This is a genomic window from Blautia sp. CAG:257, assembly GCF_000433815.1.
GTDB lineage: Bacteria > Bacillota > Clostridia > Lachnospirales > Lachnospiraceae > Blautia_A > Blautia_A caecimuris.
Genome location: NZ_HF999082.1, coordinates 1 through 13,574, shown reverse-complemented (window position 1 = coordinate 13,574; position 13,574 = coordinate 1). Strand labels below are relative to the sequence as shown.

Here is a 13,574-nt window from a genome sequence, read left to right as displayed (position 1 = left end):
AATTTGTCTTAAGTAAGGGACATTCTGTTGAAGCCTATTATGCAGTACTGGCAAGAAAAGGATTTTTTGATATTAAAGATGTAATAGCGCAGTTTAGTAAATTTGGGACAAAATTTATCGGACATCCCAATAATAAACTTCCCGGCATTGAAATGAACTCCGGCTCTCTGGGACATGGGCTTCCGGTAAGTGTAGGAATGGCACTTGCAGGGAAGATGGATAAATCAGGATATCGTGTTTATACGGTTATGGGAGACGGAGAACTGGCGGAAGGGTCTGTATGGGAGGGCGCAATGGCAGCTTCTCATTATAAACTTGATAATCTCTGTGCTGTAGTAGACAGAAACCGTTTACAGATTTCCGGCAATACAGAAGATGTAATGGCACATGATGATCTTCATGAAAGATTCCGGGCATTTGGCTGGAATGTCATTGATGTTAAAGATGGAAACAGTATACCTCAGCTGAAAGCGGCTTTTGATGAAGCTAAAACAGTGAAAAATAAGCCTACGGTAGTAATAGCAAATACTGTAAAAGGAAAAGGCTCCGAAACTATGGAAAATAAAGCCAACTGGCATCATAAGGTTCCGTCACCGGAAGAGGTAATACAGATTAAAACTGATTTGAGAAAAAGAAGGGAGGCGCTGATTCATGGCTAAAATTGCAAACAAACAGGTAATCTGTGATGTGTTAATGCGGGAAGCGGAAAAAGATAAAGATATTGTGGCATTGTGCAGTGATTCCCGGGGAAGTGCTTCTTTTTCAAAATTTGCAGATACTTATCCGGAACAGTTTATAGAAACAGGAATAGCAGAACAGAATCTGGTGAGTATTTCCGCAGGACTTGCAAAATGTGGAAAAAAACCATATGCTGCTTCGCCGGCCTGCTTTTTATCTACCAGAAGCTATGAACAGTGTAAAGTAGACGTGGCATACTCAAACACAAACGTAAAACTGATTGGGATCAGTGGAGGAGTAAGCTACGGGGCTTTGGGAATGAGCCATCATTCTGCGCAGGATATAGCAGCCATGTCAGCCATTCCCAATATGAGAGTCTATCTTCCAAGCGACAGATTTCAGACAGAAAAGCTGACAGAGGCGCTTCTTAAAGATGAAAAACCTGCTTATATTCGTGTAGGACGAAATGCTGTTGAGGATGTGTATGAAGAGGGCAAGATACCTTTTGAGATGGATAAGGCAACAGTAGTAAGAGAAGGAACAGACATTGCAATTATTGCCTGTGGTGAAATGGTGAAACCGGCCCTGGATGCAGCAGAGCTTCTTGATGGAAAAGGAGTCAGTGCATCAGTTATAGATATGTACTGCCTGAAACCGCTGGATAAAGAAACGATCATCCGTGTTTCTTCCAATGTAAAGGCTGTAGTTACCGTTGAGGAGCATGCGCCGTTTGGGGGACTGGGATCTATGGTAAGTCAGGTTACAGGCGAACATTGTCCTGTAAAGGTGATCAATCTTTCATTACCTGATGAGCCGGTTATTTCCGGAACATCAAAGGAAGTTTTTGATTATTACGGACTGAATGCACAGGGAATTGTAAAAAAGGTAATGGAGCTGATCTGATATGGGGAAATATTTAATAGGAATCGATCAGAGTACACAGGGAACAAAAGCACTGCTTTTTGATCAGGAAGGGAATCTGATCAAACGTACTGACAAAGCTCACAGGCAGATCATAAATGAAAAAGGCTGGGTTTCTCATGATCCGGAAGAGATTTACAGAAATACTCTGGAAGCTGTAAGGAATCTGGTTCAGGAATCCGGTATTCCGGCAGGTGATGTTGTGGGTGTGGGAATCAGTAATCAGAGAGAAACTTCCCTTGCCTGGGACAGATCAACAGGGGAACCGCTGGGACAGGCAATTGTCTGGCAGTGCGCGCGAGCTGTTGATATCTGTGAAAGAGTAGAACGGGCAGGACAGGCAGAAGCAGTCAGAAGCCGCACGGGTATTAATCTGTCTCCTTATTTTCCGGCATCCAAGATTGCCTGGATCCTTGAAAATGTGGAAGGAGCAAAGGAGAAAGCAGATTCAGGAAATATCTGTCATGGAACAATTGACACCTGGCTTATTTATAAACTGACCGGAGGAAAAGAATATAAAACAGACTATTCCAATGCGTCAAGGACACAGCTTTTTAATATTTTTGAGCTGAAATGGGATCAGGAGATCTGTGAGCTTTTTGGGATCAACCCGGATAATATGGCAGAGGTATGTGATTCAGATTCCTGCTTTGGCGAAACGGATTTTAACGGATTTCTGCCTCATCCGGTTCCGATACACGGAGTTCTGGGAGATTCACACGGAGCCTTATTTGGACAGGGATGTCTGAAACCGGGAATGACGAAATCCACTTATGGAACCGGCTCTTCTATTATGATGAATATTGGAGAAAAGCCTGTTTTGAGTACCCATGGAGTGGTGACCTCTCTTGCATGGAGTATGAACGGAAAAGTAAATTATGTACTGGAAGGCAATCTGAATTATACAGGGGCAGTGATCACATGGCTGAAAGATGATATGAAGCTGATCTCATCTCCCGGAGAGACCCAAAAACTTGCGGAAGAGGCGTCAAAAGATGATAAAACTTATCTGGTTCCTGCATTTTCAGGACTTGGAGCTCCTTACTGGGACAGTCGGGCAACAGCGGCAGTTGTAGGGATGACAAGAACTACAAAAAAGCCGGAGCTGGTAAAGGCCGCAGTAGAGTGTATTGCTTATCAGATCACAGATATTGTCAATGCCATGAGCGAAGATGCAGGAGTAAAGGTTGAGGAATTAAGAGTAGACGGAGGCCCAACCAGAAACAGTTATCTGATGCAGTTTCAAAGTGACATGACACGGGCAGCGGTTCAGGTGCCGGATGCGGAAGAACTCTCAGGAATGGGACCGGCTTTTGCAGCGGGAATTGCGTTAGGGCTGTGGGATGAAAATATTTTTAACAAGCTGAACAGCACAAAATATGAACCTGAAATGAATGAAAAAGAAGCTGAGCAAAAGTATCTCGGATGGAAAAAAGCAGTTGAACGGGTACTAATGTAAACGGAGAAGAACTTAAATAAATAATTATGACATAAAGGAGAAGAACATCATGGAAGGAAAAATGAAAGTATGTGTATTAACCGGTAAACAGAAACTGGAATGGGTAGAACGTGACATTCCTCAGCCGGGAAAAGGAGAGCTTCAGATCAAGCTGGAATATGTAGGAGTATGTGGTTCAGACCTTCATTTTTATCAGGAGGGACAGCTGGCTAACTGGACTCTGGATGGGCCTCTGGCTCTGGGACATGAGCCGGGCGGAGTAGTAAGCGCAGTTGGCGAAGGAGTAGAAGGATTTAAAGTAGGAGATAAAGTTTCTATTGAACCGGCAGTACCCTGCGGCGAATGTGAAGACTGCAGAAAAGGAAATTATAATCTCTGTAAGAATATCAGGATGCTTGCAATTCCGGGAGAAAGAGACGGAGTAAATGCAGAATATTGTGTGCATGATGCAAGCATGTGCTATAAGCTTCCGGATAATATGGATACGCTGGAAGGGGCATTGATCGAGCCTCTGGCAGTTGGAATGCATGCAACAGAATTGTCAAATGCAAAGGTGGGAGAGACTGCGATTGTTCTGGGAAGCGGATGTATTGGTCTTTGTACTATTATGAGCCTTAAGGCAAGAGGCGTCAGCGAGATTTATGTTGCAGACGTAATGGACAAACGTCTGGAAAAGGCTCTGGAAGTAGGTGCTACAAGAGTATTTAACAGTAAACGTGAGAGCATTGAAGAATTTGCCAAAACACTTCCGGGAGGCGGCGCAGATCAGGTTTACGAATGTGCGGGAAACAGAATTACAACACTTCAGACCTGCAGACTGATCAAACGTGCAGGAAAGGTCACACTGGTTGGTGTTTCTCCGGAACCGGTTCTGGAGCTGGATATTGCAACTTTGAATGCAATGGAAGGAACTATTTATTCTGTATACCGCTACAGAAATCTCTGGCCAAAGGCGATTGCAGCAGTTTCTTCCGGTCTGATCCCGGTCAGAAGCATTGTGTCTCATGAGTTTGATTTTAAGGACTGTATTGAAGCTATTGAATACAGCCTGAATCATAAGGATGAAGTCATCAAGGCAGCAGTTAAATTCCAGTAAAGAAAAACAGCATATAAAAATAAATGTACAGGGAGGATTTTAAGATGTTAAGAAGAAAAATGATGGTTATGGCAATGGCAGCAGCAATGATTGGAACAATGACAGGATCCGTAAGTGTATATGCGGCAAAGGCAGGAGACAGCGCAACCGGAAAAACAGAACTGGCAGATGCAGATTTTGACACAAGCTATCAGCCGAAAAAGGACAGTTATAAAATTTACTGTACATATAAAAATATCCACAGCTGGTATGACGCAATTAAATGCGGCGTTGATGCGGCAGTAGCAGATTTTGCAGAAAAAGGCGTGGAAATCGATTATGAATGGTATGGACCTGCAGAGCCGGACGCAGTGGATCAGGTAAATTCCATTGAAACAGCCATCGGACAGGGATATGATCTGATCGCTGTTGATGTAAATCAGCCGGAGACAACAGCAAAGGCTGTGGATGAAGCAGTGGCAGCAGGAATCCCGGTTGCAACCTTTGCCAGCAGTGATATTGAAGACTGCGACAGAAGCTTTTTTGTAGGAAATACAGATAATTACGGCGATGGCTGCGCTCTTGCAAAAGCAGTGTGCGAAGAGATGGGCGGTAAAGGACAGATTGCGATCCTTTCCGGAACAATGGGAGCCGCATCTCATGAAGAACGTCTCCAGGGATTTAAAGATACGATTGCAGAATATCCGGACATTGAGATTGTAGACGAGCAGAGAGATAACGATGCAGTAGAAAAAGCAATCAGCATTACAGAATCCTGGCTTCAGGCATATCCGGATCTTGGCGGAATCCTCTGCAATAACATGTCGAATCCGGTTGGCGCATGTCAGGCAGTGAAGGATGCCGGTAAATCAGGGGATATTGTAATCGGAGGTATGGATCATGATCTTCGTACTCTGGAATATCTGAAAGACGGTACACTGTTTGTGGCACAGGTTCAGAACTGCTACGACATGGGATATAAGCTGGTTTATAACGCAGTAAAGACAATTGACGGAGAAGCAGTAGAGGAAGAGGCTACAAATGTCGGATCCACTTCCGTTTATGCAGACAGCGCAGATAAATATATTGAAATGTTATATGGAGAAAGTGCAGATGCAGAATAATACAGAGAAGCTTCTGGTTGAAATGCGGGATATTGTAAAAACCTTCCCGGGAACAAAGGCTCTTGACGGTGTGACTTTAAAGCTCCGCAAAGGAGAAATCCATGCACTGGTAGGTGAAAACGGAGCGGGAAAAAGTACTTTAATGAACATTCTGACCGGGCAATTTGCAATGGACAGCGGAGAGGTGATCATGGAGGGAGAACCGGTCAGGTTCTCCTCCCCCAGAGAAGCAATGAGAAAAAATATTGTTCTGGTACCTCAGGAGTTGAATCTTGTACCAGAAGCCAGTATTGCGGAAAATATTTTTCTGGGAAATGAAGTGATGGAAAAAAAGCTGATCAACTGGACAAAGACCCGTCAGGAGGCAGAAAGGCTCCTTGCGCTTCTGGATGTTCAGACAGATGTCTCTCAGCCGGTAAAACTGCTTTCGGCAGCATATCAGCAGCTTGTTTCCATTGCCAGAGCCCTTGCTTATGATCCAAAAGTACTGATTCTTGATGAACCCACAGCAGTTTTGACTAATCGTGAGACAGAAAGCCTTTTTCAGTCCATGCAGAGATTGAAAAAGGGCGGAACAGCCATGGTATTTATTACTCATCATCTGGATGAAGTTATGGAGCAGGCGGACAGAATCACTATTATGAAAGACGGATGCCTTGTGAAAGAGGTTCCTGTTTCTGAAATTACAAAAGAAGAAATGATCAATCAGATGGCAGGGAAAAAGGTACAGATTACAGGCAGGGTTCAGAGAAAGGTTTCTGATGAGGTGTTCTTTGAGGCCAGAAATCTTTCCAGAAAAGGAGAGTTTCAGAATGTAAGCTTTGAAATCCATAAGGGAGAAATTCTGGGAGTTGCCGGTTTGGTAGGCGCTGGCCGTACAGAAATTTTCAAGAGTGTTTTTGGCATTACAGAAAAGGAACCCGGAGGTCAGACTTTTATTGAGGGAAAGGAAGTACATATTAAATCCCCTATAGACGCAATCAGATATGGAATGGGCTATGTTTCGGAAGAACGCCGACATGATGGTATTGCTCCGGATATGTCTGTTATGGAAAATATGATGCTTCCATCTTATGACAAAATAAAAAAACATGGTCTGATCGATTACAGACAGGCAATTGAGACAGCCGAAAAATATATTAGTTCCTTCAAAATTAAAACAGCATCCAGAGAAACCCTGATTAAGAATCTGTCAGGAGGTAATCAGCAGAAAGTTATTGTAGCGCGCTGGATGGCAAAGGGAATTAAAATGCTGATCCTTGATGAACCTACTCGTGGTATTGATGTAAATGCAAAAGGAGAAATACACCAGCTTATTCGTGATCTTGCAGACAGTGGAGTATCGGTTGTTGTAATTTCTTCCGAGATGGAGGAGGTTATGGCGTTATCTGACAGGATTATGGTTGTTCATCAGGGTAGAATCAGCGGATACATCACAGATGTGGATTTGATCACACAGGAGGATGTGCTGAAAGTAGCTTTTCAATAGGAGGTAAAACAGCAAAATGGACAGGATAAAGAAATTTTTTAAATCCACGGCTGGCATGGTTCTGATCGTAACGATTCTGGTTGGCATTATCGTACATGCCACCACAGGAAACTTTTTTACGGCGTATAATATCAGTACACTGACAAGAGCTGCATCCTTTGTAATTATTGTAGGATTTGGACAGACGATTGTTCTTCTGACTGGCGGAATCGACCTGTCAGTGGCAACTATCGGTTCTGTATGCGGTATGGCGGGGGCTATCTTTATGGTGAATTATGGAATCAATCCATATCTTGCCATTGTGATCGCCAGCCTTCTGGGAATTGTACTGGGAGCAGTAAATGGATTTTTTATTGCATATTTTAAAATGACACCATTTATTGTAACTCTGGCAACTATGCAGATTTATAAAGGTATTGTATACGTTATTACAAAAGGTATGCCGATCACGGGTATGCCGGAATCAGCAGAAAAACTTGCAAATGGAGTGATTGGCGGCGTTCTTCCAAACATTGTAATTATCATGGTTATTATCTGCGTGATTCTTACAGTCATATTAAAAAGAACAAAGTTCGGACGTTATGTATATGCTTTGGGCGGAAACAGAAGCTGTGCAAAAATTGTAGGTATTCCTACAGAACGTATTGAGATGATGGTATATTGTCTCAGCGGACTTCTCTCTGCCATTGCAGGTGTGCTGATGGCATGTAAACTGGCATCCTTCCAGGCAAGTATTGGTGAGAGCTGGCAGATGGATTCTATTACAGCTTCTGTTCTGGGCGGAACATCCATGGCAGGTGGAATTGGAAATGTGGTAGGAACTATCATTGGTGGTGTTTTAAGCAGTGTTATCAGTACCTGTATTACATTACTTCGTGTATCTTCTTACTGGGAGACGATCGTTACAGGCGCAGTAGTTCTGATTGCCGTACTGATTGATGCAGTAAAAGACAATCCGGTCATTAAAGCAAGGATAAAAAGAATCTTTACAAGGAAGGCATAAAATCAGTAAAAACATGCAGATAACTGACACAGGGGATATTTATTCGGAAGGATAGATATTCCCTGTATTTTTATTTAATGCCTGTTTTATGCTTTGTCCTGCAAAACCCTGTTGTGTGTTTGGGCAATATGAAGTAGAATAGAGGAAATGAGAAGGAGACATAAAGGGCAAAATGCCATCGCCAAAGGCGATATGGAATGCATTTTGCCCAAGTTGCTGTAAATAGAGTGAACAGTAACAAAAGATAACCAGAAAGACAGATACAGGAGAGAAAACATGGAATTTTATCAGCTTAAAATTATAAGAAAGGGAACAAAACCGCCGGTTTGGAGAAGATGTCTTGTTCCTTCTAATATTACCTTTGCTCAGATGGCAGCAGTCCTGGAAGAAATCCTTGAGTATTCATTTACTGACAGATATGAATTTGAATTTTATCAGGAAAAGGTTCATGTAAGAGAATACAGAGAAGATGAACCTCAGGTGACTTCTTATCAGTATGATTTTTCAAATGCTTCCGATACATTTGTAAATGACCTGCTGGATAAGATGACATGGTTTACCTTCCGGGTAAAGACGAATGAGCAGAAACTGCCGGAATACAGGGCAGAGGTGGAAAAAAAGCTTCCTGCAGTCAGTGAGGGTGGAGGGGCTCTTTGCCCTGTGATTATGAAAGAAAAAACAGGCGCAGAGGAAGAGTTCTGGTCGGATACAGAGCAGAAAAATAAACGTCTGGCGGAGCTGTTCACACTGGAGGCAGGAGAACCGGATTACAGAATCAGTAAAGAGATTCATGAGGACATCTGTCAGGGAAAAGCCTCTCTGATTTTCAGCGAAAATGCGGAAAGCAAAACAGAAAATAATAAAAAATGTACCGATTCTCTGTTAAAGGATATGGCAGAGACGGTAACAAAAGCGCTTTTTAAAGAAATGAAAAAAACAGCCGCAAGCAGAAATCCAAAGGTTGCAGAGTACCTGCAGGCATATGAAAATGAGGATCTGGTTTTTCTGGCCGGAGAACTGGGGATTTCCGGGGCTGAGAAACTTGATAAACCGGAACTGGCAGGACGGATCGCCGAAGAGATCCTGAAGCCTGAGGTTATGGAAAAGGAGCTTCTGAGGCTGAATGAATGGGAATTTCAGGCTTTTGAAAAAGCAATGAAAAAAGGTCTTTTCCATGTAGAGGAAAATGAATGGACAGATCTGGAATGGGCCAGCGATATCGGATATCTGGCAGTCTATGACGATGGATATGCAGAGGTTCCTTCAGAGGTTTCTGATGTTTTTGAAAAGATTTTTACACCGGAGTTTTGTGAACTTCAGAAAAAAAGAAGCTGGCTGAGCGCATGTCTGGTAATGGTTGAATATCTTTACGGCACAGCTCCTGCAAGAGTGGTATACAGAATGTACCGCAGAAGAAGAGAATGCAGAGTAAGCTTTGAGGAATTTACAGAATTATTCCGGTCTGTTCCGGAAGAGGAAAATATCTGTGTACTTGACGGTGACAGGATCAGCCTTCAGGGATTGCTGGAAGAAAAAGAGATCTATCGGATGCTGCTGAAATACCAGGGAGACAGAGAGTTTTATGTTCCTTCAGAGGAGGAGATTGTTGACTGTACATTTAATGGTTATCCTTCTAAGCAGCCGGTTTATAAAAAAATCAGACAGTTTCTTGAACAGGAACTGGGAATGCCAGAAGATCTGGCAGAAGCCTATCTCTGTGAAATTTACAGAGTATATTATACCGGCGGAGTTATGTCAGAGGCAATGGAACAGCTGAACAAAAACGGGGTTGTTTTTGAAACGAAAGATCAGGCAAGAGAAATGGCAGAGCTTCTGGTGGAAGCCTACAGTAAAACCAGAAAAGTACAGCTGTGCGGTCATATGCCTGAGGAGGAAGAAAGCAGACCGCAGTTTCCGGGCGTACTCCAGAGCAACATGTCAGGGAACGGGGAAAAGGATAAGAAGATTTATCCCAATGATCCGTGTCCCTGTGGAAGCGGAAAGAAGTACAAAAAGTGCTGTGGAAGAAACTGAGAGAGCGTTCATGGCGGGGCTTTCAGGAAATAAATGCTGACGGATATGGAGAAAACGATATGGGGACAAAAATACGCCGGGGGTTTTCGTTTTGGGGAAGGGTCCAGGGAGTAGGCTTTCGATACAAAATGTATTATCTGGCACAGAAATATAATGCAACAGGCTGGGTACAGAATGAATGTAACGGCTCTGTAACGGCGCAGGTTCAGGGAGAAGAGGTTTCAATTGATATGATCCTTCAGGCTCTGTTTCATGACCGCTACATCAGCATAGAACAAATGGATGTAAAAGAGCTTCCTCTGGTGGAGGATGAAAGAAAATTTTCCATGAGGAACTGAACGGACAGAAAGGAGCAGGTCCAGATGATTTTTTATTTTTCGGGAACAGGAAACAGCAGATTTATCGCAAAGAGGATCCAGGAGAAAACAGGGGATGAAATGTATTCTCTGAATGAAGCCATAAAACAGAAAAAATTTTTCTCCGGAAAAACGCCGGAAACAGCAGTTTTTGTAGTGCCTGCTTATGCATGGAGAATTCCGGAAATTGTGGAAACCTGGATTCGAAAGTCGAAATTTGACATAGGAATGAAAGCATATTTTGTTATGACCTGTGGAGACGGAATCGGAAATGCTGCAAAATATGCCAGAAAGCTTTGTGAGGATAAGGTTTTTATCTATATGGGCTGCGCGGGGATTCTGATGCCGGAAAATTATCTTGCCATGTTCCGGGTTCCTTCAGAGGAAGAGGCAAAAAATATCATTGCAGATGCGGAGCCGAAGATCCGGCAGGTTGAAGAGCAGATACTTGCAGGAGATCCTCTTACAGAAGAACCGGTCAGTATGCTTGGAGCTGTGTGCAGCGGCCCCGTAAATCTGCTGTTTTATCCACTGTTTGTGCATGCAAATAAATTTAATGTGGATAACTGCTGTATCGGCTGCGGGAAATGTGTAAAAGTCTGTCCGCTGAATAATATACAGCTTGTGAATGGACGACCTCAGTGGGGAAATAAATGTACTCACTGTATGGCCTGTATTACCCAGTGTCCGGCAAAATCCATTGAATATGGAAAAAAATCACTGGGAAAGCCACGGTACCGCTGTCCTTATGAAAACTGAAAAGCTCCTGATTTGAAAGGGAAAAGATTTGACCAGGGAGGAAAATTACATGGAAGAATTATATAAAGCAATAGAAGAAAAAATTAAAAGCTGCGGATATCCCAGAGCTATTTCCGGGGAAGCGGTTTATGAGGATATCTGCGATCAGATTGACGGTAAAGAAAATGGTTCCTATGTTCTATTGTCAAAATTTGAGGATGATGCGATTTTTGAGTATCACATCACTGTGATGGATCAGGACTTTAATCTTGGTGTTCTTACCATGCGTCTGCCGGAGGGCGTTTTTGAAGTAAACTTTGATGAATAGGGATATGCAGAAATAAAAATCCGGCAATTTTACAAAGATTTAACAACTCCGTGTGAGAGACCTTTATTATATGCCTGCTAAAATAGTGGGAAAGAAAATCCTGTGAAAAGAGCGATTTTCTGTAGAATTTCTACAAGGAGTTGTTGTTATGCGAAACAAGATTACTATTTTAATAGAAGGAAAATACGGGGATATGCGCGCGTCTGAAAAACAGGCGGCAGATTATGTTCTGACACATATGGAGGAAGTCCGCGAGCTTTCCCTGGAGAAGCTGGCCGTAAGGAGCGGGGTCAGCCAGCCTACAATTGTAAGGATGACCAAGGCTCTGGGATTTCAGGGTTATAAGGAATTTCGATATGCAGTCATAGAACAGCTTGCAGAAATCCGGAAAGAAAACAGCCGGGCAAATCCTATGTACGGGTATACTCTCAGCGGGCAGGACAGGCTGGAGGATATTCCGGGAAAGGTGGCAGTGACCTCTCAGATGATGATGGAGGAAACGCTTAAAAATCTGTCGGCAGACGTGTTTAAAAAGGTGATCTGCGCGTTGAAAAAGGCCAGGATCATAGATATTTACAGTGTGGAAAATTCAAATGCAGTGGCCTCTGACCTTTTGACAAAGCTTTTGTATCTTGGCCTTTCCTGCAGACATTTCGATGATTATTATCATCAGAAGATCAGCGCAGGAAACCTGACAGATCAGGATGTGGCAGTGGGAATTTCCTATTCAGGATATTCCAGGGACACGGTAGAGGTTATGAAAGAGGCGAAAAAAAGCGGAACAGTTACCATTGTAATCACAAATTTCAGGGATTCTCTGATTACGAAATACGCAGATCTGGTAATCTGTACCAGTCAGCAGCAGCTTTTTTACGGAGACGCTATTTTTTCCAGAACAGCACAGATGATGATCGTGGATATGATCTATATGGGCCTGATCGTTTCCGATTACGACCGTTTTTGTACTGTTCTTGATAAAAGCAGCAGGGCGGTCCGCGATAAGGCATATTCTTCTTTGTAAGTTTACTACATTTTGACAGTGTAAAGACTTTGTTAAGTTTACAAGCGCTTAACAAAGTCTTTATTTTTTCTTGATTGAGAGGGCTGTAATACTGTTGCTATAATGACGGTGTTTCAGGACAGACAGGTAAATGTTCGATAGCAGAACGGGTGAAAAACAGTCCCGAGAAGGAGAAGAATATGTTAAAACTTGAGAATCTGAAAAAGGTATATGACGGTGTTACAATCCTGGAAAATATCAATCTGAATATTGAAGACGGAGAAATTATTTCTATATTAGGACCTTCAGGATGTGGAAAGACAACTTTATTAAATCTTATTCTGGGAATTGCTGAAGCAGACGGAGGACATATTGTTTTTAACGGTCAGGATATTACAGACGTTCCAATGGAAAAGCGGGGATTTAATATTGTCTTTCAGGATTATGCCCTGTTCCCGAACCTTAATGTATATGAAAATATTACGTATGGATTAAGGAACAATCCGGGCATTTCTACAGAAGAGGAGGTTCAGGAGCTGATAGAACTTCTTGGACTGGAAGAGCATCTGAACAAAAGAATCGATCAGCTTTCCGGCGGTCAGAAACAGAGAACCGCACTTGCGAGAACAATGGTAATGAAGCCCAAAATCCTTCTTTTGGACGAGCCTTTAAGCGCTCTTGACGGTGTGATCAAAGAGTCGATTAAAGATAAAATCAGGGCAATCGCAAAGGATTATAATCTGACTACGATTATTGTTACCCATGATCCAGAGGAGGCTCTTACTATTTCCGATAAAGTTCTGATCCTTGAGAAAGGCGGAATCTCCCAATATGGAAAGCCGTCTGAAATCATTACTCATCCGGAAAATCCTTTTGTGAAAAAGTTTATCCTTAATCAGCTTGAGATTAAAAGAAATAATATTTATATGCTGTTTGCCAATACCATGCTGAGCCAGCAGGAGGTTTCGGCCTGATGGCAGGGGCAGGTAAAAAAATGAACGGAAAAAATAAAGAAACAAAGCTTATTTTTCTTGCAGTAGTTCTGCTGTTCGGAGCGTTCCTTGTGGTTCCGGTGGCAAGACTTCTGGCGAAATCTTTTCTTGGAGACAGTGGTATTACAACTGCTTTTTATAAAGAGGTTTTTGGCGCCAGAGGTTTTATAACAGCTATGGGAAACAGCTTTCTGATTGCAGGAACAAGCGCTCTGGTCACCACTTTTCTTGCATTTCTGATGGCTTATACCGTTCATTATACAAATGTAAATAAATGCTTTAAGAAGCTCATTGAAGCTGCCGCAGTGCTTCCCATGCTTCTGCCAACCATTACTTATGGATTTGCAATTATTTATTCCTTTGGAAGAGAAGGACTT

13 protein-coding genes and 1 pseudogene are annotated in these 13,574 nt (G+C 42.7%); all 14 read left to right on the top strand.

The annotated features are described in order from the left end of the window. The coding region (locus QVP40_RS10075) for a transketolase (protein ID WP_288200465.1) at positions 1-659 on the top strand (659 nt) is incomplete at its 5' end. Then, positions 652-1,581: a transketolase family protein gene (locus QVP40_RS10070; protein ID WP_022068311.1), complete on the top strand. Its 930-nt coding sequence runs from the start codon at positions 652-654 to the stop codon at positions 1,579-1,581. The genes QVP40_RS10075 and QVP40_RS10070, both read left to right, overlap by 8 nt. Before the next feature lies 1 nt (position 1,582). Beyond that, positions 1,583-3,058, top strand: a complete 1,476-nt coding sequence (locus QVP40_RS10065) for an FGGY-family carbohydrate kinase (RefSeq protein ID WP_022068310.1) — start codon at positions 1,583-1,585, stop codon at positions 3,056-3,058. A 49-nt stretch (positions 3,059-3,107) separates the two neighbouring features. Continuing rightward, positions 3,108-4,154, top strand: coding sequence for an NAD(P)-dependent alcohol dehydrogenase (locus QVP40_RS10060; RefSeq protein ID WP_022068309.1), 1,047 nt, complete (start codon positions 3,108-3,110; stop codon positions 4,152-4,154). Positions 4,155-4,198: 44 nt separating this feature from the next. Next, complete coding sequence (locus QVP40_RS10055; RefSeq protein WP_022068308.1) at positions 4,199-5,257, top strand: substrate-binding domain-containing protein; 1,059 nt, start codon at positions 4,199-4,201, stop codon at positions 5,255-5,257. Continuing rightward, on the top strand, positions 5,247-6,746 hold the full coding sequence (locus QVP40_RS10050; protein WP_022068307.1) for a sugar ABC transporter ATP-binding protein: 1,500 nt from the start codon (positions 5,247-5,249) through the stop codon (positions 6,744-6,746). Before QVP40_RS10055 ends, QVP40_RS10050 begins: the two co-directional genes overlap by 11 nt. Positions 6,747-6,762: 16 nt before the next feature. Then, complete coding sequence (locus QVP40_RS10045) at positions 6,763-7,749, top strand: ABC transporter permease (protein WP_022068306.1); 987 nt, start codon at positions 6,763-6,765, stop codon at positions 7,747-7,749. Between the two features lie 276 nt (positions 7,750-8,025). Beyond that, positions 8,026-9,783 carry an IS1096 element passenger TnpR family protein gene (locus tag QVP40_RS10040; RefSeq protein ID WP_022068305.1) on the top strand — a complete coding sequence of 586 codons (1,758 nt, stop codon included), beginning with the start codon at positions 8,026-8,028 and terminating at the stop codon, positions 9,781-9,783. Beyond that, a complete protein-coding gene (locus QVP40_RS10035; RefSeq protein WP_317343966.1) occupies positions 9,765-10,121 on the top strand; it encodes an acylphosphatase in 357 nt (118 codons plus the stop codon). Before QVP40_RS10040 ends, QVP40_RS10035 begins: the two co-directional genes overlap by 19 nt. Positions 10,122-10,145: 24 nt before the next feature. Beyond that, complete coding sequence (locus tag QVP40_RS10030) at positions 10,146-10,898, top strand: EFR1 family ferrodoxin (protein ID WP_022068303.1); 753 nt, start codon at positions 10,146-10,148, stop codon at positions 10,896-10,898. A 49-nt stretch (positions 10,899-10,947) separates the two neighbouring features. Then, positions 10,948-11,205, top strand: coding sequence for a hypothetical protein (locus QVP40_RS10025; RefSeq protein ID WP_022068302.1), 258 nt, complete (start codon positions 10,948-10,950; stop codon positions 11,203-11,205). Positions 11,206-11,353: 148 nt separating this feature from the next. Continuing rightward, positions 11,354-12,226 (top strand): MurR/RpiR family transcriptional regulator, encoded by an 873-nt coding sequence (locus QVP40_RS10020; RefSeq protein WP_022068301.1) that lies wholly within the window; start codon positions 11,354-11,356, stop codon positions 12,224-12,226. Between the two features lie 179 nt (positions 12,227-12,405). Next, on the top strand, positions 12,406-13,179 hold the full coding sequence (locus QVP40_RS10015; protein ID WP_022068300.1) for an ABC transporter ATP-binding protein: 774 nt from the start codon (positions 12,406-12,408) through the stop codon (positions 13,177-13,179). Continuing rightward, positions 13,179-13,574, top strand: a pseudogene (locus QVP40_RS10010) (ABC transporter permease subunit); the annotation flags it as partial. The gene QVP40_RS10015 and the pseudogene QVP40_RS10010, both read left to right, overlap by 1 nt.